General features: G+C 56.5%; 27 protein-coding genes and 1 tRNA gene. 16 read left to right on the forward strand and 12 right to left on the reverse strand.

The window, feature by feature from the left end; genetic code table 11:
- The first annotated feature begins 199 nt into the window (after positions 1–199).
- The 8 genes from Q5Y75_RS07790 (at position 200) to Q5Y75_RS07825 (ending at position 7874) form a co-directional block, all read left to right on the forward strand.
- Positions 200–1579, forward strand: a complete 1380-nt coding sequence (locus Q5Y75_RS07790) for a hypothetical protein (protein ID WP_306195994.1) — start codon at positions 200–202, stop codon at positions 1577–1579.
- A gap of 206 nt (positions 1580–1785) precedes the next feature.
- Positions 1786–3129, forward strand: coding sequence for a Na(+)-translocating NADH-quinone reductase subunit A (locus Q5Y75_RS07795; RefSeq protein ID WP_306196481.1), 1344 nt, complete (start codon positions 1786–1788; stop codon positions 3127–3129).
- Between the two features lie 5 nt (positions 3130–3134).
- A complete protein-coding gene (locus Q5Y75_RS07800) occupies positions 3135–4343 on the forward strand; it encodes an NADH:ubiquinone reductase (Na(+)-transporting) subunit B (RefSeq protein ID WP_306195996.1) in 1209 nt (402 codons plus the stop codon).
- The gene (locus Q5Y75_RS07805) at positions 4336–5148 is read left to right on the forward strand and encodes a Na(+)-translocating NADH-quinone reductase subunit C (protein WP_306195998.1); all 813 of its coding nucleotides are present in this window, start codon (positions 4336–4338) and stop codon (positions 5146–5148) included. The genes Q5Y75_RS07800 and Q5Y75_RS07805 overlap by 8 nt, the downstream gene beginning before the upstream one ends.
- A complete protein-coding gene (locus Q5Y75_RS07810; RefSeq protein ID WP_306196000.1) occupies positions 5148–5801 on the forward strand; it encodes an NADH:ubiquinone reductase (Na(+)-transporting) subunit D in 654 nt (217 codons plus the stop codon). The genes Q5Y75_RS07805 and Q5Y75_RS07810 overlap by 1 nt, the downstream gene beginning before the upstream one ends.
- A complete protein-coding gene (nqrE, locus tag Q5Y75_RS07815) occupies positions 5801–6409 on the forward strand; it encodes an NADH:ubiquinone reductase (Na(+)-transporting) subunit E (protein ID WP_306196002.1) in 609 nt (202 codons plus the stop codon). Before Q5Y75_RS07810 ends, nqrE begins: the two co-directional genes overlap by 1 nt.
- Before the next feature lie 12 nt (positions 6410–6421).
- On the forward strand, positions 6422–7642 hold the full coding sequence (gene nqrF / locus Q5Y75_RS07820; protein ID WP_306196004.1) for an NADH:ubiquinone reductase (Na(+)-transporting) subunit F: 1221 nt from the start codon (positions 6422–6424) through the stop codon (positions 7640–7642).
- 156 nt (positions 7643–7798) lie between these two features.
- Positions 7799–7874 (forward strand) — tRNA-Thr (locus Q5Y75_RS07825).
- Positions 7875–8198: 324 nt separating this feature from the next.
- Here the strand turns inward: Q5Y75_RS07825 and Q5Y75_RS07830 are convergent.
- The 4 genes from Q5Y75_RS07830 to Q5Y75_RS07845 all read right to left on the reverse strand — a co-directional run bounded on the left by Q5Y75_RS07830 (position 8199) and on the right by Q5Y75_RS07845 (position 10150).
- On the reverse strand, positions 8199–8780 hold the full coding sequence (locus Q5Y75_RS07830) for a GNAT family N-acetyltransferase (protein ID WP_306196006.1): 582 nt from the start codon (positions 8778–8780) through the stop codon (positions 8199–8201).
- A 326-nt stretch (positions 8781–9106) separates the two neighbouring features.
- The gene (locus tag Q5Y75_RS07835) at positions 9107–9598 is read right to left on the reverse strand and encodes a hypothetical protein (protein WP_306196008.1); all 492 of its coding nucleotides are present in this window, start codon (positions 9596–9598) and stop codon (positions 9107–9109) included.
- Between the two features lie 64 nt (positions 9599–9662).
- On the reverse strand, positions 9663–9935 hold the full coding sequence (locus tag Q5Y75_RS07840; RefSeq protein ID WP_306196010.1) for a hypothetical protein: 273 nt from the start codon (positions 9933–9935) through the stop codon (positions 9663–9665).
- Positions 9932–10150, reverse strand: coding sequence for a hypothetical protein (locus tag Q5Y75_RS07845; protein ID WP_306196013.1), 219 nt, complete (start codon positions 10148–10150; stop codon positions 9932–9934). Before Q5Y75_RS07845 ends, Q5Y75_RS07840 begins: the two co-directional genes overlap by 4 nt.
- A gap of 614 nt (positions 10151–10764) precedes the next feature.
- Here Q5Y75_RS07845 and Q5Y75_RS07850 point away from each other — a divergent pair.
- The gene (locus Q5Y75_RS07850; RefSeq protein ID WP_306196015.1) at positions 10765–11880 is read left to right on the forward strand and encodes a hypothetical protein; all 1116 of its coding nucleotides are present in this window, start codon (positions 10765–10767) and stop codon (positions 11878–11880) included.
- A 307-nt stretch (positions 11881–12187) separates the two neighbouring features.
- Here the strand turns inward: Q5Y75_RS07850 and Q5Y75_RS07855 are convergent, their stop codons facing one another.
- From Q5Y75_RS07855 to Q5Y75_RS07865, 3 genes are all read right to left on the reverse strand, one after another.
- Positions 12188–12538 (reverse strand): RidA family protein, encoded by a 351-nt coding sequence (locus Q5Y75_RS07855; RefSeq protein ID WP_306196017.1) that lies wholly within the window; start codon positions 12536–12538, stop codon positions 12188–12190.
- Positions 12539–13042: 504 nt separating this feature from the next.
- A complete protein-coding gene (locus Q5Y75_RS07860; protein ID WP_306196019.1) occupies positions 13043–13867 on the reverse strand; it encodes a hypothetical protein in 825 nt (274 codons plus the stop codon).
- Positions 13868–14087: 220 nt separating this feature from the next.
- Complete coding sequence (locus Q5Y75_RS07865; RefSeq protein ID WP_306196020.1) at positions 14088–14459, reverse strand: hypothetical protein; 372 nt, start codon at positions 14457–14459, stop codon at positions 14088–14090.
- A gap of 28 nt (positions 14460–14487) precedes the next feature.
- Between Q5Y75_RS07865 and Q5Y75_RS07870 the strand changes: the two genes are divergently transcribed.
- The 3 genes from Q5Y75_RS07870 (at position 14488) to Q5Y75_RS07880 (ending at position 16918) form a co-directional block, all read left to right on the forward strand.
- Positions 14488–14808, forward strand: coding sequence for a hypothetical protein (locus Q5Y75_RS07870; RefSeq protein WP_306196021.1), 321 nt, complete (start codon positions 14488–14490; stop codon positions 14806–14808).
- 491 nt (positions 14809–15299) lie between these two features.
- Entirely contained in the window at positions 15300–16097 is a 798-nt protein-coding gene (locus tag Q5Y75_RS07875; protein WP_306196023.1) for a hypothetical protein, read from the forward strand.
- Between the two features lie 164 nt (positions 16098–16261).
- Positions 16262–16918 carry an SOS response-associated peptidase gene (locus Q5Y75_RS07880; RefSeq protein WP_306196025.1) on the forward strand — a complete coding sequence of 219 codons (657 nt, stop codon included), beginning with the start codon at positions 16262–16264 and terminating at the stop codon, positions 16916–16918.
- Between the two features lie 15 nt (positions 16919–16933).
- Here the strand turns inward: Q5Y75_RS07880 and Q5Y75_RS07885 are convergent, their stop codons facing one another.
- On the reverse strand, positions 16934–17362 hold the full coding sequence (locus Q5Y75_RS07885) for a hypothetical protein (protein ID WP_306196026.1): 429 nt from the start codon (positions 17360–17362) through the stop codon (positions 16934–16936).
- A gap of 190 nt (positions 17363–17552) precedes the next feature.
- On the opposite strand from Q5Y75_RS07885, the gene Q5Y75_RS07890 reads away from it, so the two are divergent.
- Positions 17553–17939, forward strand: coding sequence for a thermonuclease family protein (locus Q5Y75_RS07890; RefSeq protein WP_306196027.1), 387 nt, complete (start codon positions 17553–17555; stop codon positions 17937–17939).
- Between the two features lie 19 nt (positions 17940–17958).
- Here the strand turns inward: Q5Y75_RS07890 and Q5Y75_RS07895 are convergent, their stop codons facing one another.
- The 4 genes from Q5Y75_RS07895 to Q5Y75_RS07910 all read right to left on the reverse strand — a co-directional run bounded on the left by Q5Y75_RS07895 (position 17959) and on the right by Q5Y75_RS07910 (position 22598).
- The gene (locus Q5Y75_RS07895; protein WP_306196029.1) at positions 17959–18420 is read right to left on the reverse strand and encodes a hypothetical protein; all 462 of its coding nucleotides are present in this window, start codon (positions 18418–18420) and stop codon (positions 17959–17961) included.
- Positions 18421–18606: 186 nt separating this feature from the next.
- On the reverse strand, positions 18607–18828 hold the full coding sequence (locus tag Q5Y75_RS07900; protein ID WP_306196031.1) for an HGGxSTG domain-containing protein: 222 nt from the start codon (positions 18826–18828) through the stop codon (positions 18607–18609).
- A gap of 193 nt (positions 18829–19021) precedes the next feature.
- Positions 19022–21226 (reverse strand): hypothetical protein, encoded by a 2205-nt coding sequence (locus tag Q5Y75_RS07905; protein ID WP_306196033.1) that lies wholly within the window; start codon positions 21224–21226, stop codon positions 19022–19024.
- A 1-nt stretch (position 21227) separates the two neighbouring features.
- Entirely contained in the window at positions 21228–22598 is a 1371-nt protein-coding gene (locus Q5Y75_RS07910; RefSeq protein WP_306196034.1) for a hypothetical protein, read from the reverse strand.
- A 408-nt stretch (positions 22599–23006) separates the two neighbouring features.
- On the opposite strand from Q5Y75_RS07910, the gene Q5Y75_RS07915 reads away from it, so the two are divergent.
- The 3 genes from Q5Y75_RS07915 (at position 23007) to Q5Y75_RS07925 (ending at position 24805) form a co-directional block, all read left to right on the forward strand.
- Positions 23007–23549, forward strand: coding sequence for a cbb3-type cytochrome c oxidase subunit I (locus tag Q5Y75_RS07915; protein ID WP_306196036.1), 543 nt, complete (start codon positions 23007–23009; stop codon positions 23547–23549).
- Between the two features lie 266 nt (positions 23550–23815).
- Positions 23816–24148, forward strand: coding sequence for a hypothetical protein (locus Q5Y75_RS07920; protein ID WP_306196038.1), 333 nt, complete (start codon positions 23816–23818; stop codon positions 24146–24148).
- Between the two features lie 162 nt (positions 24149–24310).
- Positions 24311–24805 carry a hypothetical protein gene (locus tag Q5Y75_RS07925; protein ID WP_306196039.1) on the forward strand — a complete coding sequence of 165 codons (495 nt, stop codon included), beginning with the start codon at positions 24311–24313 and terminating at the stop codon, positions 24803–24805.
- Positions 24806–24826 lie beyond the last annotated feature (21 nt).

The raw sequence follows: 24826 nt of genomic DNA on the forward strand, positions 1-24826 counted from the left end.
CAAATACGTCATGGCGCTGCCTTAACAAATGACTTGCCCTAATCAACTCAAATTCAGATCGTTTCGCAAGAGGCTACAAAATAACAATTTCGGCGGGTTGGTTTCTGTGCATCGCGCAAAAAATGAGTTGGCGCGCGCCCATTTGAACGCCACACTGACTTAGAACCCGCCCGGCGATATGCCCCCAAGGCCCGACCAGATGCTGACACAGACCCAACAGAGCTTTCTTGAACGTTTTGGAATCACCTCTTCAGCCGGGTCCGGCGGTAAGGATCGCGGGCCGGCGGAGTTTGAGCCGTTGCTGGCCGAGGCTGAGGGCCGCCTGAACCGGGTCCGCGCCCTGCCTCCCAAAGCCGGGCAGTTGTTGAAGGATCTGACCGGCCCGATAGCCGCCGCCATTGGTGCGGCGCGCAAAGCCGCCGCGCAGGGCGACGCGGCTGAGGCGGTCGCAACCCTGTCGGCTCAAGAAGCGTCGGGGCGCACGCTTGACCGGGAAATCGACGATGTGACCGAATATCTGGGCGAGGCGAAAGGGTTTGCCAAGCGTCTGGCCGAAACCCGCGCTCAGGCTCGGGGGCATGGGGCTGCTGCGGTCGAGGATTATCTGAAACGGCTCGAAAGCGACGACAAGCGTCGTCAGGCCGCCGAGGCGCGCGGCGCTTTTGATCAGGCCACCATCGCCTGCGAGGCGCAGGAGGCCCGCCACGCGGCGATGATGCAGGAGGCCGTCCGCGCCGCCAACTGCAACAAGGTCCGCCACGAGATCGAGGCCGAAATCGCACGGTTGGAATCGCATGCTCCGGGGGGTGGCAATGCCAGACCGGTGATCGAGACGGTGCGCGAGATGATGAATGACGCCGACAATTTCGCGAAAAGCTCCAATTGGGTCGGGGCGGCACTGATGATGCGCAAGGCCCGCACCGAATTGCAGATCGGGACACGCGGGCTTGACCTGATGGACAAGCTGCGCCCGACCGAGGAGGCGACAGAATTCACCCGCGCGCATGTCCAGATCCTGGCTCATATCAAGGCGCTGCAGGGGCTCAAGACCGGCGGCCCGATCCAGCGCGAATTGCGGCGTATCATCGAGATGACCAAGGATGCCCGCAAGGCGCTGCCCGACGAGAAAAAGGCGCTGCATCTGCTCAACCAGTCGCGGGCGGCTTGCATAAATCTGACTCAGGCGGTGCTGGACAATGGCCGCTATGCTAGCTCGTTCAAGCAACTCTTCCGGCAGCGCGATCAATTGCGGCAGGTCCAGCAGGACAAATGCGCCCAGCCGGAAATCAAGCATGTGACGAAATTGCTGCGCGAGGCTGACACTCTGACCCGCCGTCTCGATTTCCCTGCGGCGATTGCACAGGTGGATGCGGCGGCAAAGACGCTGCAGACAGGCCTGCAGGCCGCACATCTTTATGCCGACACTGTTCGCCCCGCCCGCGCGGCGCTCGCCCGTCAGGCACGAAACGGCGATAAGCAAGCGGCGCAATCGGATCTGGCTGCTCTGGATGCGGCATTTCGACAACGCGACCTGAGACAGGCTGAATCTCTGGCCCGGACCGCGCTGGACGGTGGATAAAGTAGCAATTGGATCAAAACCCGAAGAAAATCACAGCCTTATCACCCGAACGGATTGCCATGAATACACAAGCGCAATAAGAGGCGCGACAATCCGCGCCGCGGCTTTCACAACAGGATCACTGCGCAAGGGTATTTGCTTTGTGGCGGGCATCCGTTAGGGAAGCACCACTTGCGGAGTCGAGCGTGCAACAACGTAGCGAGCCAATGCGGACATTCGATTTGAAAAAAGGGCTGAACCTGCCGGTGGACGGGGCGCCCGAACAGACAATCCACCCCGGGCCGGACTACCGGAGCGTCGCCGTTCTGGGTGCCGATACGATCGGTCTTAAACCCAAGATGCTGGTGCAGGAAGGTGATGAGGTGCAACGCGGCACTCCGCTCTTCTGCCACAAGGATGCGGCGCAGGCGATGATGGTCGCCCCGGTGACCGGCAAGGTCGCTGCGATCAACCGTGGCGCGCGCAGGGTTCTGCAAAGTGTGGTGATCGAAGTTGGCGATGCTAATGACACCGGCCTTGATTTCAGCGCGACCGGCAATGCCGACACTGCCGAGGGGCTAACCGAGAAACTCTGCGCTGCTGGCCTCTGGACTGCCTTCCGCACCCGGCCCTATTCCAAAATGCCTGTTCCCGGCACCGCGCCGCAGGCGATTTTCATCACCGCCATGGATAGCGAACCGCTGGCCGGTGACGCAGCCCTGATCATCGCGGATGCCGGGCAGGCGTTTGAGGCTGGCGTGAAAGCGGTCTCGCTGCTGACCGAGGGCATAACCTATCTGTGCCACAAGACGGGCGATGCCATCCCCGGCGGCGATTTGCCGGGTGTTGAGGCGGCGGGTTTCTCCGGCCCGCACCCGTCGGGTCTGGCGGGAACACATGTCCACTTCCTCAACCCGGTGGGCGCGGCGGACAGCGTTTGGACCATCGGTTATCAGGACGTGATTGCCATCGGTCGGCTGGTCCAGACCGGGCATCTGGACCCCAGTATCGTTGTGGCGATCTGTGGCCCCATGGCCGCGCGCCCGCGTCTGGTGCGCACCGTGATGGGAGCCTCGACCGACGATCTGACCCGGGATGAGGTCACTGGCACCGATCCGGTCCGCGTCGTTTCGGGTTCGATCCTGAGCGGGCGTCAGGCCGACGGGCCCGAGGCCTATCTGGGCCGTTTCGCCCGTCAGATCACCCTGATCCGTGAGGATCACGACCAAATCCCGATGGGTTGGATTCGCCCGATGCCATCGAAATACGCGGTGCAGCCGGTGCTGGGCTCGGCCTTTGCCAAAAAGGTCTACGGCCTGACCAGCAACCTCAACGGCGGCCGCCGGGCCATGGTGCCCACGGGCACATTCGAAGAGCTGATGCCGCAGGATTACCTGCCGACACAGTTGTTGCGGGCCATGTTGGTGATGGATACCGACAGCGCGCAGGCGCTTGGAGCGCTGGAGTTGGACGAAGAGGATCTCGGCCTTGTGGGCTTTGCCTGCCCGGCGAAATATGAATACGGGATGGCCCTGCGGGACTGCCTGACCAAGATTGAAAAGGAGGGCTGAGCCGAATGGGTTTGCGCAGCTTCTTTGACCGGATCGAGCCGAATTTCACCAAGGGCGGCAAATACGAGAAGCTCTTCCCCATCTACGAGATGGTGGAAAGCTTCATCTACACGCCGAAAACGGTGACCAAGGCTGCGCCGCACGCCCGGTCTTACGTGGATATGAAGCGCATCATGACCTATGTCGTGATCGCAACGATCCCTTGCATCCTGATGGCGTTTTACAACAACGGCTATCAGGCCAATCAGGCCATCGCCATTCTGGGACCCGACTCCGCGACCGGCTGGCGGATCGCGTTGCTGCAGATGTTCGGTATCTCGCTGAACCCCGACAGCATCTTCGCCAACATGGCGCACGGGTTCCTGTATTTCCTGCCGATCTACGTGACCACTCTGGTCATCGGCGGTATCTGGGAAGTGGTCTTTGCCACCGTGCGCGGACATGAGGTGAATGAGGGGTTCCTTGTCACATCCATGCTTTACACGCTGATCATGCCCGCCACGGCGCCGCTCTGGCAGGTTGCTCTGGGCATCTCCTTTGGTGTTGTCATCGGCAAAGAGGTGTTTGGCGGCACTGGCAAGAACTTCCTCAACCCGGCCCTGACGGGGCGCGCGTTCCTATATTTCGCTTATCCTGCGAACATGTCGGGCGATACTGTCTGGACGCCGGTTGACGGGTTTTCGGGCGCGACAACACTGTCGATCTCAGCCTCCAGCGGTTACCAGGACCTCGCCGCACAGGGCATAACCTGGATGGATTCGTTCCTTGGCTTTATCCAAGGCTCGCTGGGCGAGACCTCAACGCTGGCCTGTATGATCGGTCTGGCCTTCCTGCTGATCACCAAGATCGCCAACTGGCGCCTGATCGTGGGCTGTCTGGCAGGGACCATTGGCATGTCCCTGCTCTTCAATCTGATCGGGTCAGACACCAATCCGATGTTCGCCATGCCTTGGTATTGGCATATCGTGCTGGGCGGCTATGCTTTCGGTCTGGCCTTCATGGTGACCGAGCCGGTCTCGGCCAGCCACACCAATGTGGGCCGCTATTGGTACGGCGCGCTGATCGGTGTCATGGTTGTGTTGATCCGTGTGGTCAATCCGGCTTTCCCGGAAGGCATGATGCTGGCAATCCTTTTCGGCAACGTCTTTGCACCGCTGATCGACTATTTCGTCGTACAGGCCAACATCAAGCGGAGGGCGCGTCGTCATGTCTGATGCACAAAACCCCGAACCCAAGGGCCTGATCGGGCGTTTTCTCGCGATGCCCGCCGACTCGGTGCCCAAGACCCTTTTCGTTGCAGTGGCGCTCTGCCTCTTTGCCTCGATGGTGGTTTCGGCAGCTGCCGTGTCCCTGCGCCCTGTGCAAGAGGCCAACAAGCTGCGCGACAAGCAGCTGAATGTTCTGCAGGTCGCTGGTGTCTATGAACCCGGCATGAATGTTGCCGAAGCCTTTGCCGCGTTTGAGCCGCAGGTGCTGGACCTCGCCACTGGCGAGTTCACCGACCAGTTCGATGCCGCCACTTTCGACGATATCGCCGCCGCCTCGGACCCTGAACTGAGCGTCGCGCTTGATAATGATCTCGCAGGGATCGGTCGCAAGGCCAAGTACCGGGTGATCTATCTGCTGAAAGCCGAGGACGGATCGCTCGACAAGGTGATCCTGCCGGTACACGGCTATGGCCTGTGGTCGACGCTCTATGGCTTCATCGCGCTGGAAAACAATGGCAACGACATTTTCGGCCTGCAATTCTACCAGCATGGCGAAACCCCCGGCCTCGGCGCCGAGGTGGACAACCCGCGCTGGAAGGCGCTCTGGAGCGGCAAGAAGCTGCGCGACGACAATGGCGACGTGCAGATCACCGTCGCCAAGTCACAGCCCGCCGCCGGGCCGGACTTCTATGTAGACGCACTGGCCGGGGCCACGCTGACTTCGGTTGGCGTGGATAACCTCGTGCGCTTCTGGGTGGGTGAAGAGGGCTACGGCCCCTTCCTGGAACGACTGCAAGCAGGAGAGATCTGATGTCACAGACACGCAAGGAACTTCTGGTCGACCCGCTTGTCGACAACAACCCGATCACCTTGCAGGTGCTGGGCATCTGCTCGGCACTGGCGGTGACCTCGTCGCTGCAGGTGTCGATGGTGATGGCGCTGGCGGTGATCTTCGTGACGTCGTTCTCGTCTTTCTTCATCTCGTGCTTGCGCAACCATATTCCGGGCTCGATCCGGATCATCGTGCAGATGGTGATCATCGCGTCGCTGGTGATCCTGGTGGACCAGATCCTCAAGGCCTACGCCTTCGAAATTTCCAAGACACTCTCAGTCTTTGTGGGACTGATCATCACCAACTGCATCGTGATGGGCCGTGCCGAAGCTTTCGCCATGAAGAACCCTCCGGTCGCGTCCTTCATCGATGGCGCGGGCAACGGGATGGGCTATGGCCTGATCCTGTTGTTGGTGGGCTTCCTGCGCGAGCTTTTCGGGGCCGGGTCGCTGTTCGGCGTCACCATCCTGCAAACTGTGAATAATGGCGGCTGGTACGTTCCCAACGGCATGCTGCTGCTGCCGCCTTCGGCGTTCTTCATCATCGGGCTGATCATCTGGGCCTTCCGCACATGGAAGCCGAACCAGGTGGAAGAGCGTGAATACAAAATCCAGCAGGTAGAGGCACACTAATGGAAGGTCTCATCTCACTGGCCGTAAAGGCCATCTTTGTCGAAAACCTCGCGCTCAGCTTCTTTCTCGGCATGTGTACGTTCATCGCCGTGTCCAAGAAGATCTCGACCGCGATCGGGTTGGGCATCTCGGTCATGGTAGTGCAGGCGATCACCGTGCCCACCAACAACCTGCTGCTGAACTATCTGCTGAAGCCCGGTGCGCTGTCCTGGGCGGGCTTTCCGGATGTGGACCTGACCTTTCTCGGGCTGATCTCGTATATCGGCGTGATCGCGGCCATGGTGCAGATCCTCGAGATGATCCTCGATAAGTATTTCCCGCCGCTCTACAACGCGCTGGGGATTTTCCTGCCGCTGATCACAGTGAACTGCGCCATCCTCGGTGGCTCGCTTTTCATGGTGGAACGAGACTACAACTTCGCCGAGGCGACCACCTATGGTCTGTCGTCGGGCTTCGGCTGGGCGCTGGCGATCACCGCCATGGCAGGCGTGCGCGAGAAGCTGAAGTATTCGGACATTCCGGACGGGCTTCAGGGGCTTGGCATCACCTTTATCACCGCAGGGCTGATGGCGATGGCCTTCATGTCCTTCTCGGGCGTCAAACTGTAAAGGGACTGGCACATGGAAACCTTTACACTTGGCATCGTCCTTTTCACCCTGATCGTTCTGGCGCTGGTGACAATCATCATGGTCGCCCGCTCGCGGCTGGTCTCGACCGGCAATGTCAACATCACCATCAACGGTGAAAAAACCATCTCGGTCCCGGCTGGTGGCAAGCTGCTGCAGACGCTGGCCGAACAGAAGCTTTTCGTTCCCTCGGCCTGCGGCGGCGGTGGCACCTGTGCGCAATGCCGGGTGAAAGTGCATTCCGGCGGCGGCTCCATCCTGCCAACTGAGGAAAGCCATATCACCAAACGCGAAGCCTCCTGCGGTGATCGGCTGTCCTGTCAGGTCGCCGTCAAGCAGGACATGGATATCGAAGTGCCCGAAGAGGTTTTTGGTGTCAAGAAATGGGAATGCACGGTTCGCTCGAACGAGAATGTGGCGACCTTCATCAAGGCGCTGACGCTGGATCTGCCTGAAGGCGAGGACGTGAATTTCCGCGCGGGTGGCTACATCCAGATCGAAGCACCTGCGCACCAACTCGCTTACACCGATTTCGACGTCGAGGAGGAGTATCGCGAGGATTGGGACAAGTTCAATCTGTGGCAATACAAGTCCACTGTGAGCGAACCGATCGAGCGCGCCTATTCCATGGCCAACTACCCCGAAGAGCGCGGTATGATCATGCTGAATGTGCGCGTGGCCTCGCCCCCGCCGGGGTCTGAGGGAATCCCGGCCGGTCAGATGTCGTCCTATATCTTCAACCTGAAACCGGGCGACAAGGTCACCATCTCTGGTCCGTTTGGTGAGTTCTTCGCTCGTGACACCGAGAAGGAAATGGTCTTCATTGGCGGCGGTGCGGGTATGGCGCCTATGCGCAGCCATATCTTCGATCAACTCAAACGATTGGGTTCGAAGCGCAAGATCAGCTTCTGGTACGGCGCGCGCTCGAAACGCGAGATGTTCTTTGTCGAAGATTTCGACGGGCTGGCCAAGGACAACCCAAACTTCGAATGGCACGTGGCGCTGAGTGATCCGCAACCGGGCGATGATTGGGATGGCTATACCGGCTTCATCCACAACGTCCTGTTCGAGGAATACCTCAAAAACCACCCCGCGCCCGAAGATTGCGAATACTACATGTGCGGCCCGCCAATCATGAATCAGTCGGTCATCAACATGCTGCTGGATTTGGGCGTGGACCGCGAAGACATCATGCTGGACGATTTCGGCGGATAGATCAGAAACCGGCCCCTTCGCGGGCCGGTTTTTTGTCCACACTCCACATGTAGCGAATGCAAAAACAGCGATCAATTTGGCTTGTCATTCCGGCAAGCCGGCTGTAATCAGCGCCTCACCAAGCGTTTCGGGCCCTGCCCTCTCGCAAACCAGATCGCCGGTGTAGCTCAGCTGGTAGAGCACGTCATTCGTAATGATGGGGTCGTAGGTTCGAGTCCTATCACCGGCACCACTCCATCTTATTTTTCCGTTATAAATCAACGGGCTGTTGGATTTTGCGGTTTGTCTATCCACCCTTGAATCCACCCTCATGGCGCTGGCTGCATGAAAATCTGGAAGTCTAAACTGTTTGCGAAGGTAATCACCATTCTCGGGGACACATGGGGGACAAAGCCCACCGAATAACCCGCAGAATCGGCCAAAAGTACATCTGCTCATTGGCCCCAGGATTGGGAAAACGCCCCGGACTGAACTTGTGAGGAGCCGATGATGTTGCGCCAAGGTCGGCCAAGCGCACCAAAGCCACCATCCGCGTGAAACTCTCAAGTGGATTTTGTCATGTCAGCGACTTGCCCAGTAGGACCCAGTTTTCGGTCTCGGTCTCCCAACCATCATTTGCACATGCCGCCTTCGCCAACTCCGAATATCCCTTTCGCTCGTAGAGACGTCTCGCGCCCACGTTTTCATCGGCAACAATGACACTCATTCGTTTGTAACCGTCAGCGCGGGCGATGTCTTCGGCGAGATCAAGGAGCTGCGAGCCAAGTCCTTGACCACGGTTCTCTGGGTAGCAGGCCAAAACATTTACGTACCAACTCTCAAGCGCTTGGTTCTCAAGCTCTTGTAGCGGACGGAACAGCGCTGGAAAGTCAGCCCCAATTTCTTCCGGTTCGGACCCGATCCCGTAGCCAGTCAGGCCAGCTACGGCACCACTTCCAAAGTCGACAACTACCACTTGACCCTCCCTCGCTTTTTCAGCTTGTCGCGCTCGGCCAATGGCCCAAGGGTCTTCGTCATCCTGTGCTAGCCCAGTCCAAACATGGAGCGGTAATCCCTCTCCGGCGAAATTCACCAAATCCGCAAGTGCATGAGCATCAGCCGCATTAGCTAATCTCAATGGTTTCTCAAGCGGTATCATCCTGGCCTCCATGAGTGTGTTTTCTTTGTTCCTAAGCCTACGTGTTTTTGGTTTAGACCTGACATTCGCATACAAGCAACGCCCATACTCGACAGAGGGCAGCCCGTATCGGCAAAGCGTTCATGCCACTGTTGCGACGTGCTGCTTGCCTAGTACGCGTCCTTCAAAACAAAGAACGGGCACGGCCTGTGGCGTGCCCGTACCTTTTGGGGAATTTACTGAACCAACGTCTTGCTGACGTAACCAATTAACAAGTCCAGCATGAACCAAGCGCCGCTGACCTTCTGTGAAGTGAGTCACGTTTGAACAAAAAAGCTGTGCCGCTCTCACCCCCGTGCCACCACCAACGGCGGATCAGCCGGAAACGACCGGATATCAAACCACTTGAAGCACGTCCCGTCCGGGTTCCGCTTGTCGCCCATGCGAATGAAGCTGCCGTTGGCTCCGTGACGGATCAAAGCGGCCCTGAAGGCGCGTAGGTCGATGAGCCACCAGTTTTGCAGCGACAGCCCGTCAATGCCCGCGTGGCCGTAGAACATCCAGTCGCCGTAGCCGTTCACTATCTTGGATAGCTCTGTCTCTGCGCCAGATGGCACCTGTGCGCGGATGGTGAACTGATTGGGGTAGAGCATCGAGTAACCGGGACGACGCACGCGGGCGGCGATGCGCATGTCCTTGGCGTCCAGCATAACCAAGTCCGTGGCCTGGAAGTGATCCAGAGGATCAGGCGCGGCCTTGAGCAAGTGGCCCCCGACGATGCGCCTAATCTCCGGCAGGAACTGATCTGACCAGCTCCGGTTCACTTGGTAAAAGGTCATGGAAACACTCGTTAGAAATAAATGGGCGAAGAGAACGCTGCGCCCCGGTTGGTCAAGTTTCTTTCTAGCGCACATCCTCAAGCGCACCGTGATAATGGCTATCGGCCTCAGTCTCTGACTCACGCTCTAGTTTTGCCAGCTTGTAGCTATCCCGGATCATGCCGCGCACGTCTCCTAGAAATATCCAGTCCAGTGACGCGCCGTTTGTGAGACAGAAATTCAATACTTCACGGGATGGCGCACCATCATCGGCTACAAGGCTTGCCGGGGAATTCACACCTATCGTATGGGCATATAGTTTCGCGCGTGCTTCGGCTTTCTCGTAATCGATGCTCATGACTGGTTCACCGAGTCCAGAGCGCCCGCCAGTTCGTTCGCCATATTCTCGGCGACAACCAGAATGCTCATGACTTGGTCGTCATGCCTTTCACCGGCGTGCAGTTCAATTGCTGCCTCAAGCAAGCCCTCCAAGTGGGTCGCGGTATCCTGGCAGTCCTGTGTTGATTTTTTCGGGCGAACAATATCGTTCGCGCTGGCGCGTTGGACATTCATTTCTGTTTCTCCTTGATCGGTCGCTTATTATTGGTTGCGCTTTGCCGTATTGGTCGGTGCGCAGTTCATGTTGTGCTGATGGTCACGCATAGCATAGGCGCAAATCTTGCTCCACCGGCCCCTACAATCTATATGTAGGTATGCACAATTCATGTGTCAACACAAGGGTTGTAAAAAGATACAAAAGGTGTGTAATGAGGCCTATGAGCAAAGAAACCTGCAAAGCCGCACGAATGTTACTGAACTGGACCGCCGCTAACCTCGCTGATGAAGCTGGAATACCACCAGACACTCTCCGAAGCTTCGAGAGCGGTAGAACACGCCATCTAAGCAGCCCCAACGAGCACGCCATCCGATCAGCCTTCGAGACCCAAGGCATCCAGTTCCTGGACAGCGGCGAGGTTGCTGCCGGGCCGGGGGTGGCGCTGACGACTAAGAGCCAATGACTGGCCCTGTGCTACACCGCACGGCCATCCATGAGGCACGGCAATGCTTAAACCTAGCGTCTGGCTAGGCGGACACAGCCCCAAAGACTATACCTTTTGTCTAGCGTGATGTGCCCCTGGGCGACTATGATCCGGTATCAGGTTCTTTCAGTGCCCGGAGCTTGACCCTTGGCCTCTCGCGAATACGTCGACCTTGTGAACTCTCTACGCGGACAAAGCGAAGCTGAAGCACTGGCGTTGGCGGCGCGTTCGTCTCTGAGGGTTCTTCCGGTTATTGCTGATGTTCAATCCGACAATCTGAACGCAATCTTGTTGCCACTTCTAAGGGCCACGATTGTTCATTCGGCGGTGTTGCTTGATCCATCGAGTGAAGCTCGGGCCGCAGCCCGGTCTGCAGCACAGTCCATTGCTTCCGTCTCGGCAAGTCACAAATTGGCCGAAAGTGCAGTCCGGCAAACGATTGCAACTGCCAATGGCCTTGCGCGCTCTGCGTCGTTCTTCCGAGGGAACATGGTTTCCAGTAAAGAAGTTGCCGATGCTGCTGCTGATGCCGTGCGGGCAGCAAGAAAGGCATCCGAGATTTCCGAAAGCGAGATATTTGCCGACTGGAGGCGGCTGGGGTCGCCGGTGGCACCTTTAGCGCATTTTGATCAACCGCTCTGGTCAACTCCGTCTGCCGCGATGGAAAAGAAACGCAACTTGCTCACACGCCACTGGATTTCAAAACCTGATGTTTGGGATTTCTGGCGGTACTGGTATCGAGGATATCATATCGGAAAGCCCCTAGATTGGGAATTGCAGCGTCGTGTTGCTCTTATCCCGACGGAGGATTGGGAACAGGGGCAAGCGCATATCGCGGGGCGGATCGCTGAGATTCAGGCGAACCAGGAAGTTCGGTCCCGCATTGGTGAGCTGGAAGCCGAACTGTCATCCTCTGCTGCCTCGCGTTTCGGTATTGGTGGCAACCACCCGCCTGAGGCAATTATCGAGACAGCCATTCCAAGGCCCAACGAATTGATCTTTGTTTGGGAACCGATGACAGAATTAATGGTGGAGGCTCAGGCGGCATCCCCTGACCCGGATCGGGTGCAGGACATTCTGGACCGGCTCGTGGCAGCGCTCAAGATGGGACTGGAATGGGTGGCGTCTAAGATTGATCTGGCAGTTGATACGGCAATCAAGTGGGGCATTCCTGCCATCGGGGGTGGCTACTTTGCGTTGAACCCTTCGAAACTTGAAGCGGTGGTAAATGCTGGAGAGGCTTGGTTGGTTTTTTTGCGGTAGCCACTATAAGCATCTCTCCGATGGTCGTCAGCCAACTCTGCAAGCCAAATCCCCATCTCACGCCCGCTCAAATCGGCAACGGTTGCCGATATCCCGGTGTCGCAACTCACCCCAATTCTGGGGGGGCGTCGGAGGTGTATGTATGACGCATTTACCCCGGCAACATTGTCGACGCGCGTAGACGTACCCCCCAAGACGGGGAAACCCCCGACCGGGCTGCTAAAGCCGCTAATCCTGCTAATCGACCGGCGGCAGTAAAGGCGCTTTGCTTGCGCCATTCGCACAAAGCCGACCACTGAGAGCAGAGTTAGGCAATTGCAGCAACGCATATGATTTCGACGTCATAGCCCTCGCCAGCAAGACGGGATTCACCACAAGCTCGCGCTGGCGCACAGCCGTCCGGTATCCATGCATCCCAAACCGCGTTCAGTTGATCGTAGGAAGCGATGTCTGACAGCCAGATTGTCGCGCTCAGTATCCGGGTTTTGTCAGAACCGGCTTCCAGCAGTAGCGCCTCCACCTTTGCAAGGGCATCTTGCGTCTGCTCAGTTATGCTTTGCCCAGCGATGCCGCACTGTCCGGCCAGCCAAACCAAACCGCTATGCGAGACAGCTTGGCTCATTCGTTCGCCGGGTTTGATGCGCGTAATGTCAGTCATCTCGATCCTCACAATTCCCAATCGGTTTTGGTGTGGATCGCTGCCTATTGATTTGCATGGTCAGCACCCACACATCGGAGCCATGTTAGCAGCGATTGCAATCTCAATCCTATGCGGCCTCGCTTGCGCCTACATTGCGCAGAACCGCAGCCTGAGCGTTCGGCTACATTTGGCGCTGGGTGTCATTCTTGGGCCTGTGGGGCTTTCTGTGACACTCTGGTGTGCGAGAGCGAAGCCAGCGCAGACCTAATGCGAGGCGCGCGTTAAGTTTCGCCCCAGCCCTGAGCGAGACATGTTCATAAGCCAGTAACAATCCGAAGCTAGGCTTGCCCGGCCTATGTATCCCAATACTGGCCCGGTGCCTGCCGGGCCTCTTCTTTTGACCAGCAACCCCTGCTACATCTGCTACGGAGTCTACCGTTAGACCACACTGAATGCACTTACCTCTGTTATAAGACAAGGCAACTTCCACGGCTTTGAACGTCGAAGCAGGAGAGAACCGGGCTATTTTGCCGAACAGTGACCGACACTGACCACGCCCTTGTCGCTAATCAGTACTGGAAAGACCAACACGCTCAGTGCTTGTTCTTTGCACCTGCTGCGCATCTCGTATTTTCCGTTGATCTTGTTGTCTGTTTGTAATTGCTTTCGATATCTTATCCTGATTTCGATTTTAGTTGTCGATGCCTTAAGATAAAACGCCTCTTTGGCCGCAGGCAGCTTGTTTCCAATTACCGTATTCAGAGCTGTCTTAACCTGATTATCAATGGCTTTTCTTGCAGCAGCAATCAACACACCTTTCTTGACGTCTTTGTTTTGGTATTTTGGTTGTGTCATCGGCCAGTAGCATTTTCCGGAATGAAGCTCTATCTCCGAAATCAGTTTTGCGCCTTCCTTGGGAACTTCCTTCTTGCCTCCGAAGAGTTGTAGAAACGCCTTTTGAATGTGTTGATTGACACCACCGTTATCGTGACTTGAGCAAGATTTGAGTTGGTAAACACGTGCTTGACCGGTTTCAATGTCCTTTGAAGCAATATCACCTTGCTTCCTTTTCTTCTGCGAACGGTTCGTGCGGAATTTCTTTAGTTGCTTAAGTGATACCTCAGCTTCAAACTTGTAACCTCTAATTTTAGACCAAATATTCAATAGGTCCTTCTCTATTTTTTGTTTTGATCGCGCGAATGAGCGCTCCATCTTATTTTGTTCGTCTGCCGGCCAAGCATCTCGATACTTATCGAAGCTCTTTTCCTCAGCATTAATGTATTCGACGTACCTCGAGAGTTCATCCAAGTCGACCTTCATTTTTCCTAGGCGCTTTACGGAGTCCATTGCACTTCCCATCAACTATTTTCAAAACATTAGTTTTTCAGAAATTTGGCAAACTTTAGATACACGGAAGCCGGGTTAATCATAACACAGTTGCACTTGGTTTCAAAGGTTCTGACTGAGGTACAGAAAGAGCCAACGTTGTTTTGAGCGGGCCGCACTGGGTGCCGGAGATAGGAGTCACAAGCGCGCTGATTTCAGCGATTTGAGATTACCACCAGCATTACCGGTTCATCCCCGACATCGGCCCCATCAACCGATATGAACTCTCACCGGGACGCTCTGGATCGCCCTGCGCAAGTTCTAGGTCAAACTCCTCAAGAAACGGAACCAGAAGCCCCGGATCGGCCATGTAGAAGGCCGTTGAGTCTCTGAGGTCGTAACGAGGCACACAGTCGGCGTTGTGGCCCCACAGGCCCCGCCCTGCGCGCTCGTCCATCCATCTGTGCAGGTCGTCATAGCTCCGCCCGAACCCATCTACAGGAACCAGCACACGGACCCTCAGAGGATAGAACAGTTCGTCAGCGGCTTTCTTGCGGGAGCGGGATTTGGTGCGCATGGCGGGAAAGCTAGGGGCGATTTTCAGCTTGGGCAAGCTGCAATGTTCCTATTATGTTCTCTTTATGCCTGTCTCTCATCCGCCAGCCCATCCATACCCCGGCAAGTGCCGCACGTTGCGAGACGCGGCGGCTGATGGTCAGGTCATCACGCTTCGGTGCAACCTGTGCCGTCGCAAGGTCCATTTCCTTGCCTCAGACCTTGTTGACATCGTTGGCCCCGACTGGCCGATGCATGAGCCGGTGCTGCCCTGTCACAAGCATGGCCGTGAATATGTGGACATGCGGGCGCGACTGCCACAGCAGGAAGACCTGGGGAAACTGCCGGTGCGCCGTCCTGCAAAGCTGATCCAGACGTGGAAGACTGTGATGCTGGGGGATGAGTAGCTTCAAGTCACGCAGGGCAACTTAGAGCCCAAGTGGTTCTACTTGCCAGCAACCACCGTTTATTTTCTCAAATCGAAAGCGGCGCGCGCCCCGGAGAGGCAGAAGCAAACGAATAAGATGCCAGTTTCTGGCTGACTTGAACCTGTGAGCAATCGAGACCCACACAGAGCAACACCGACGACACACACAGATAGGATCAGTATGGACGGTAAAGCGCGACGGCTTATACAGCATTCCAGACTTCTGACTTATCATAAGCAAAATGGGCACTTGAAGTAACGGTAGTAAAGTCCGCTCTGCCGACCTCTGGCACGCTGGAAGACCTTTGATGGCTGATCGAAGTTATTCTGGGCAAAGGCGAATGTTGCGCTGTAGAAATTATTGGTCTCGTTGCTTTGCAATTGATAGGATTGGGTGCCAACTAGTTGCTCGCTCCAGACAAAAAGAATCCCTGGGCGCGACTTCAATCAAGCCACTAAATGGAGGTGGAAGTGAACTTCGACAAATTAGTTGAGGACGGTATTTCTACCTTTTCTGGGCTGCTGGAGAGCATTTCGCTTGCAGCACTTGAGTTTTTGATGAGACCATCTTTGTTCGCCCAAAAGCTCCAAGATGGAAACCTAGAAGGCGTTGGGCCAATCACATTCGTCGTTGTTCCGCTCGCTATTTTTATGGCGGAGCTCGTGCTAATTCTACATCTAACTAAGGGTACAAACGTTCTAGTAGAAATGTCACCTTCGTTCCAAAGCTTGGAGAAAGGGCTTAAATCTCTGAATCCACAGACCATCTTGCGTCTTTGTCTACCGTTCCTGCTTCTTGTCGCACTATTCAACTACATAGTTTCAATCGTGTTGCGCGGCCTCGGATACGAACTGGTTCCCTATGCGGTGATACAAGCTGGAATGCTAACGCTTGGGATATTCTATATTAATTGCGGTATTGCATCTGCTATATATATTTTTTTTCTGCCACGCTTGATGCCCAAGCTAAGGGCGCACGGAGGCTTTTTCAAGAAAAAAAGAATTCCGATTTGGTACTACGGCATTTCCCTGATTCCGTGGGCAATCATCATCAAGTCCCTGCATTCCTATCTTGTATTTGTGTCGACCAGCAGCTCTGCTCCCATTTGGGCCGTGGTCCTATCTTGGGCTTTGGGTTTAGTTGTCTTTTCTATACTTGGGCTTCTGGCAGCACTCTGGTTGTCACCTATGTTGGAAATGGAGGACAAAGAGCACTCAATCACGGAGCCTCAGGAAGACGAAGAGTCTTCATTCCCGAAACCCAAATGAGTGCATTCTGTCTGCGGCGATAGCTGAAAATTGATACTATTTTGAGGATCAGGCATCAGATGATGCGTTGCAATTAGCCGCTTTGTCCGCACAGCGGGCCTTGCCAATAAGACGCCAACGGCGACGACTTGATCAAAGCCAGCTAATACTTAAGCTGCTTTTCCATGTGCAATCTGTACTCACACACATCTGCCCGTCAGGCGGTGCTTGACTTCACCAATGCCATGACAGCCACCCCTGCGGTCGGAAACATGCCCCCGCAGCCCGGTATCTACCCAGACTATACAGCCCCCATCGTCCGCAACTATGGCGGCCAACGGGAACTGGCATTGGGTCGATGGGGTATGCCAAGCCCTGCCTTCGCACTGAAGGGCAAGAAGGTTGACCGGGGCGTCACGAACGTCAGGAACACGAAAAGCCCCCACTGGCGGCGCTGGTTGGCAGTGGAGCATCGTTGCGTCGTGCCCTTCACCTCGTTCTCAGAGCCGGGAAGGAACGCAGAGGGCAAATCCGAGCCAGTCTGGTTTGCCCTCAACGAGGACCGGCCCCTGATGTTCTTTGCAGGCGTCTGGACCAACTGGACCAGCGTGCGGAAGGTGAAGGAAGGCGAGGTAAACGCGGACCTCTACGGCTTCCTGACCACCGAACCGAATGACGTTGTCGGCGCGATCCACCCGAAGGCCATGCCGGTGATCCTTCAAACGCCCGATGAGGTTGAGACGTGGCTTACTGCGCCTTGGGAAGAAGCTGGTGGGCTACAGCGTGCATTGCCTGACGGGGTGCTTGAGATTGTGGCGCGTGGCGGCGCACAGGACGGGTAGTTAGTTAGGTTTGACTTAGTTGCGCCAGTGTGGAGACCACTCGTTTGCAAGCTCAACCCTACAGGCGTGGGCCAAGTCTAGCGATAGACCCGTCAGTCCCCATGCGCTCGTGGGATCAAAGTCGGAATCGCCCGATTGTCCGCCTTTTTCTTTGAGCTCTCTACCAAAGGCCACCATCGCGTCCCGAACTGAGTCGTTCTCGATCAGGCCCATTACGCCCCAATAGAGCTGCCAAAACTCAGTTTCATTTCGCGCGCTCGCCTCTCGCGCCACTGCAAGTTTGGAAGTGGCGCGCACAGCTTCCTCGCACCACTCAAGTTTCTTTTCTAAGTATGGTCTTGCGGCATTGACCTTCTGGGTTTGCAAGTACTGCCAACCACCAACAAAAATCGCCAACATACTCACGAATACGGCAGTAGCCTTTATGCGTGTCTCCCAAGTCATGGCAATGACTCCAAGTCCCCAAAACCCATGTCAACGCGTCGCAGATTATCACAAGAAAGCGGCCAGAGTAGCCCGGCCATTGGCCCAGCTCCGAACAGACAGAGAGCCTAGATTTTCTCGCCAATTTCACCTGAGCGGTCGTTTGTTAACGCCTTCGTGCCTATCTTAACACTCTTTTAAGGAGACACGAATGCGCCTGATACTTCCCCTGTTGCTGCTGGCTGCGTGCAGTGCCACTGCCGCCGTACAAGTGCGCGATGCCGATACCATCGTATGGGATGGCGTCCCGGTTCGGTTTCAAGGCGTAGACGCTCCAGAACTCAACACACAACCAGGCCAGAGCGCTAAACGATGGATGGTGAATTATCTACGCGGTAAGGCCGTCTCCTGCGACCTGACGGGCGAGAAGACCTATGACCGGTACGTCGGTGTCTGCTACGCCGATGGTCAGGATATCGGGGCAGCTGTGATTGCTGCGGGGTATGCCCTGGACTGTCGTCGGTACTCAGGCGGGCGATATGCCCGGTTTGAAACACCCGCTGCCAAGTCTCGGTTGAAGCGGGCGAGGTATTGTTGATCTACTGGATCTAATACTATCAGAGCCTAATCTTCTCACCAGTGTTTGGAATGATCAAATTGAGATTTGACAACGAACCGCGAGCAGTAACTCTGGTTTTTCGGCAGTTTGAGCTTCTCCCGATTATGTCTGGATTCGTTTCAGCGTCATAGAAGAAGCTCAAGTCTCTCAGGATCGTGCGGCCCTGGTACTCAATCCGCGCCGAACGCATCATCTTCCTATTGATGGGTTTGCGAGTTGTTTTCGATGCGTAGCCAATCCCGCAAATTTCAATTTCGCCATCAACAACGATGGCATCCCAAAGAAAATTGTACGTGGCAAAGCACGTTGAATCGCCATCTGAATAGTAGCGGCACCAACTTATTTCGCCCTCTTCAAAGTCGCTGGTAGTTGCTACTTGCCTCGAAACATTTTCCGGTGGGCTCACATCGCAGGCCGAAAGACCCACTAGGGCGATTACTGACAGATATACTAAGCGCATCGACAACCTTGAACTGGTACTTCATCTGCAAAGCACTAGGCACCGATGATCGAGCAAGGGCAACAGTGTTTGTTGCTTTGCAGGTAATGCTTGATGTTATCACACCCCAGATCCCGCCTCGGAGGCCCGCCGCTTGCGTGCTGCCATCTTGCGGCACCCTTCCTTGCAATATTTGGCGTCGATCCGCTAGCCGCACTCTGCGGCCTGATCCCGATAAAGCGCCAAAGCTTGCTTGATTTCATCCCATCGCGCCCGCTTTGCCTCCGCCTGTCGCTCGCGCCCCTCAGGCGTCTTGGCCCCTGTCGATAATCCGCCATGAAGGCGGCACCGCTCCTTTCCCGTCACAGGCGCATTCATGCACACGCCGTCTTTCGTCCTGGCTCCGCAAATCTCTGCCTTGGTGTTCATATCTGATCCCCTCTGGACCTGTGTCCGGTCGGTACCTAAATTGTTCCCATGCGCCGATTTCTCATCAACATTGCCGTTATCGTGATCCTGATATCCGCCCCTGTGACCGTCTATTGCATCGGATGGGGCTACATCCAGATTTACAAGACATTCGGTATGGTTCCCTTTGTCGCTGCTTGCCTCTGCGGAACCATCACTGTGCTAGGGCTTGCTTCCCTGATTGATAAAGCCCAAGAGCGCCAGAGTTAGCCACCACACGCCCGATGAGTTCGGACTGGCCATCCTTGAGCGGCTGACCGATCAAGGCCTTCTTAACGGCAACCAATGCCTGCCTCGCCTCTGGCCCTTGTATGCCCACCAGTGACTGTGCGATTTCGTCAAACACCGCTTTCTCACGCGCGCTCATGCTGCGAGGGTCGATGGACGCAACCTGCTGACTGACGTGCCTTGCGGCCTCCAAGGGATTGCCAATGTTCCCGGCAGTGCGGCGTAGAAGGCCGGGTGCCGCTTCGTCCGTCACCTGACCCTGAATGGACTGACGAATGGCAGTCTTGGAATTCTGTGCTACCGCTGCCCTGAGTTCCAACGCCGCTGCCGCCCGATCCAGTTCCAGCAACAGCCGATCAGCACGCGGGCCGCCAACCGCAAACTTCAGCTTTTCCCGGTTTGCTCTGCTGGACATGTCCTTGATGAGCGTCATGGCCTCGCGGGCGTCAACATTCGGGTCTGTGATGGTGCGGCGCACATTGGATAGGTTGTTTTCAATGCTCTCCCGGATGCCCTGCCGGAGCGCCTGACGGGCTTCATTGGAGACGCCTTGCCGCAGAAAGCCTTGCACGTCCTCAACCGTGGTTCCCTTGAATAGGAGGTTCTTACCAAGGGCTAGCGCCTCGTCCTGTTGCAGCTTATCCCCGCCAAGGCGCAGAGCGCGTCCGTAGACGGGATTTGCTGCTTTCAGAGCCTCTCTTAACTCAGCGGCCAGCTTACGCGCTCTCAGGCCCGCTGCATTGAGCCTGCCGAACTGATCCACCGACTCTCGCGCAATGCCGTCCAGCGCTTTCTTGATTTCGTCCAACTGCTGGACGTTGGGCATTTCCCGGAACGCGACGGTCCCATTATCGGCAATGTCAGCCAATATCTGTTGATTGCGGGCACCCGCCGCCGTCATCGCCTCATTGGCTTCGGAGATTGCAGATTTCAGGGTGCGCGGCGGGACGCGAGACAGAACACCCTCGATATCCCGACCCGTCTGGGCGGCATAGTTGATGGGTTGGGCATAGGCGCGGCTGTAAGCCGCCTGTCTGGCCTGTGACGTCCCTTGCGATATCTCACGGGCTGCGGTCTTCACGCCCTTGGGCTTTCCGAACACGGCATCGAGGGTCCGGGTGATATGCTTCCCAACCTTAGCAGAGCGCGCTTCCGACGCCTCACGGGCCACTCTGAGCGCAGTACCACCTGTATTGGCGCTGGCATCCAACAAGGCCTGTGTGGACGGCCCAGCGTCCGCCAGCATGGCATCGTCACCCAACCGAGACAGTTGCGCCTGTGCGGCGTCCAAGTCGTCATTGACCAACGCCTGTTTGACCGTTCGTGCGGCTGCTGGGGACAGGCCGAACTCTTCCATGATGGTGCGCACGTCCAACCCCTTCACGCGGCGGGCAAGTTTGGTGACGCCCTCACCGGTCATCGAGGCAACAGGGCCAAGAAGTGCCGCGAGCGTACCACCTACCGCAGCACCCTTTCCGGCCTCTGGCAAACGTTGTCCGGGCTCTGCCCGACCGGCAAAGCTGGATGCTCCCTCAATCATCCCGGCAGGAGCGGCTAGCGTACCGGCGCGCAGACCTCGCGTGAGTGTTTTCGCACCCTTGTTGATGAAGTCGGCGGCCTTGCCGATCCCGGCACTGGTCGCGAGCGGAATGGCCGTCGCAATACCACCTGTCACATTCAAGGCGGCGGACTGGCCGGGGTGCTGTCGCTCCATTGCGTCGGACGTGAGGCGCATGTTCTCCGCCGCCTGCGGGCTAACCATGCCAACTGCCTCATCGGCCCATTCACCAACCAACGGTGCGCCCTGAACGAATTCCTGCGCCCTGGCCGCAATGGGGTTCTGGGCGATGCGTTCCCGATCCAAATCGCCCTGCATCAGATCAACCGGCTTTGCGCCCTGCATGATTTCCTCGATGCGGTTCTGATCCGTGGTAGCGTATCCGGGGGAGGTGAATGACAGCGAGCCGTCTTGCCGCTTGAACACCTGCCCGCCGTCATCGGTGGTGGCTATGACCTCGCCAGACAGTTCGGCGCGACGCTTGGCAATCCTGTCTCGCAAACCAGCCATCTGTCCGCCGTTCTGGTTGAGCTCAGCGCGTCTTGCCGCAATGCGTTGTCTCAGGTCATCCATATCATAACCCCAACTGCTGCATGCGCATTTCCAGCGCGTCGATTTGTGGCCCTGTCAGCCGCTCAATCGGCACCATGCCAACCTCATCCCGCCCCATCTGCATGATGCTCTCAGGCGTGTAGCTCATGGCCGGTTTCCGGTTCAGGTAGGAATTCCAGTCACCCTCGGGATTGACCGTGAGGCCGCCCGGTCCTTCAGCGAGCAAGGGGTTGTCCCGCATGTACTCACCCCAGACTTCTTGCGCGCCCTCAAGGCTGCCATGAACACGCGCCCAGTTCTCGAAGAATGCGGCCCTTGCTTGTACTCGTTTCGCACCAGCCTGCATGACCTGGGAAATCATTCGGTTCGCCTCTGGTGTCTGGCCAAGGTTCGGCACCGCCGCCTTGAACATCGCCATTTCGCGATCCGTGATTGCGCCCTTGGTTTTCTCGGTGAAGGAAAGCTGCGCCTCCATTGCAAGAGACTTGAACGCCCCCCGTGCGCCACTGTCACCGGGCAGAAAGCCCACCATATCATCAACAGCGCCGTAGAACGCGCCACCGGGGCCGGTGTAGCCCAATTGCGGGGTGATGGTCTCAAGCTGGTTGGCCAGTGACTCAAGCTGCGAGGCGGTGCGTGCTGCTTCGCTGACTTCATTCAGGGTGGCGGCGTCGCCTTTGCTGAGTTCCTGAGACAGCTTCTTGGCATCTCTGGGGGTGCCAGTAGTCTGGGTGTTCTGACCGGACGGTGGGCCGTATTGGACCTGCGTTCCGTCCGCCGTTGTCACATTGAAGCTGTCGGCCTGCTGTCGCAGCGGGGTTCCCTGGGGAAGCAGGCCGGAATTGATGTCTGCCTGAACCTTGCCAGCCGCCGAAAGCGGCGCAGGGCCAGCGCTGAATTGCTGGACTTGCTTGAGCCTATCAAGCACTTCGCCATATGGCGCTAGAACAGCCGGGAATTCTTCGAGCGCGCCAATAGGCGCTATCTGATAACCCACCAGCAAGTTATTCAGGCCATCAAGGTCGCCCGCCTGATAGAACCTGATGCCTTGAGCAATCCCGGTCTCCAGTTCCCGGGCTTGTTGGGCCGCCTCGGCGGCATCCAGACCGGCAACATACTCGTCAATCTTGCGCTGCTGATCCTGAACGGCGCGGTCATTGGCCTGTCTGCGGTAGTCCATTTGCTGATGCGTGCTTTGGAAGTCGAGCGCCCGGCCTGGGTCAACACCGGCCAAGGCATTCATGGCGGTAGGGTCTCCGGCAAGGATGCCTTGACCGTGTTCTTGGTAAACGTCCCGCAAGGCGTTTCGGTTGCGCATGTCGTGGATTGCGCCCGCCGTCTGCACAGCGCCTGCGACGCGTCCAAGCATATTCACTGGTTGGATCTGGTTCATTGCATTCTCTCCGGTTCCGGGTGCGTGATAGCCGGTATCTGGCTCAGCAATACAAGCTGGGTGACCATCCCAAACCCAGACAATCCCGACCGCTGAAGGGCGGTGTACAGGTCGGCCTTCGACCGGATGTAGTGTCGCCATTCGAAGTGGTTTTTGGTGTCCATGGGATGGTCAACTGCTCACGCTGCTCTTTGCGGAAAGGGTATCATAATACCCCAAAGTATGCAAGCTAAGCGCGTGCGGTTGGGCGGCGTACCGCTGCCATTCAGTGCTGATATCCGTGAGCTCAGCGTTGGGTGTCTTGACAGCGCACGTAGAGGCCTACGGATGGCTGCTGTGAGCCCACGTTGCCAATTGCTGCGACATGGACCAATGTCGGCTTCACTGACAACAGCTGTGTCAATTTGAGTGGACGAAAGCGTAGTGTACTCTTTCATATTTCTGGCCAGTTTGATCCTGGCTCCATTGTTGGTTCAAATTCGTGGTTGGATGCCTGCTGCATTGTTTTTCACAGCAGCTATCGTCTATGCGATTTTCGGCGTCGTGGGCTTCGCAACCGCGCAGATTGTCCTAAGCCAAGTTCAAGAATCAGAGCCTGCTCATTACGGCTCGTACTACGTCGTGAGCCACAGCCATTTTGCGATGAGCCTCGGCATCGCAATGGCATTGTTAGGTGCGATTACTTGGGTACAAACGCGCTTTGGCGCTATGAGACACCCAAAATTGACCAAAGTCTTATTTTGGTTCCTGCACATCGCGCTCATTGTCGGAAACTCATTCCAAAGCGTACTCGCTTTCATATTGCCAGCGCCGCGCAGATACACTGACTATCCAGAATTCTTTGAGACTTACGTTCTTGTTTCCTCTTGGTCAGGCATTACTGCGTCAGCGTCGGTGCTTGGCCTTGTAGGCCTGCTCATATGGTCGGCCATCGCAACGTGGCGTTTCTGATCCCGCCGGCTTGTCCAAAACAGTTATTGAAACTTTTGCAACGAACGGCAGCAATGTCCGCAGAACCGACCTTGGCCTTTCGACACAGAGAACAGCAGGCCTGGCATGATATCCGCCATCACCTTTGCTCTAGGGGGCGTCACTTGCTTCAGCCTTGCAAACTGAGGACGCAGCGGGCACGCTCGCCTCAGGATTGCGGACCCTTAGAATGTCGGTTGAGACAACGCACGGGCGCGCAAGCAATGACCGCAGAAAGAGAACTTACTATGAAGTTTGTTGAGGTCGCTGCCATTGTCGTCGCAGTTGGGCTGATGGCATCCTGTGCAGCACCAAGCCAGGAAATTGCAGGCAATGTTCAAAGCGCTGGAAAGGCAGAACGTCTTAGCAGCATTAGGCTTGGACCGACTACTCAAAAAAAGTTTGAAGAATTCAGCCAGGGGTACAGCGCATACGGTGCAATGTACGTCACCAAAAATGACGGTGGAGGTAGGGCGGGAGGTCAGTATTCGCTTGAAACAGCAAAGGAACTCGCTCTTGCTCAATGCCGAAAACATAACTCCGGGCAGAATTGCATACTCTATGCGACCATATCGCCATGATGCCTGAGAGTTGTAACGAACACGCGGGTGGCAAGACTGGCTGGGATGGGCTGGTCTGAAAGGCCTGAAGGCGCACTAGCTGCCCTTTTCGCCACCATTACCGTCCTACTCTTGTCGATAGTGTGTAATATTCAGAGGCGTACTCACACGGGAAGGTTCGACATGACAATTTCCAGACGAGACATCATTGCCGCAGGAGCAGCTTACCTCTGTGGCCTCCCGGCCATGGCCGAGTCATCAGGGGCTTCAATCGAGTCGATGCTAGAAGAAGTGCGAAACCATCTTCTCGGTCGAACTGACGACAAGCTAGACATTGATGACACAAACCGAATGACAGGAAACGAGTTGAACAAACTGGTCGCGGGTAAGTCGGCCTACGGCACAACAAACAAAGACAAGGTGTATGTTCTGGCGTTTCAGCCTGACGGCAAAGCACTTCTGCAGCTTCAAGATGACCCACTGGAAGTTGGAAGATGGTGGATCACTGGCGCTGGGCACACCATTCACTCACAGTGGCCCTTTGCAGCGGACGGCGAAGCGTTGAACATGTACTACCGTCAGGTGGATGACGACCTATTCGTTGCGCGCACGCTGGACGACCGTCGTAGCTCGTACTTCTTCATAGGTGAAACACCACCTGAACTCAGTTCTGTCTGACTACGAAGGGCAACGAGCTGG

Origin of the sequence: Ruegeria discodermiae, assembly GCF_030758345.1 — a bacterium.
GTDB lineage: Bacteria > Pseudomonadota > Alphaproteobacteria > Rhodobacterales > Rhodobacteraceae > Ruegeria_C.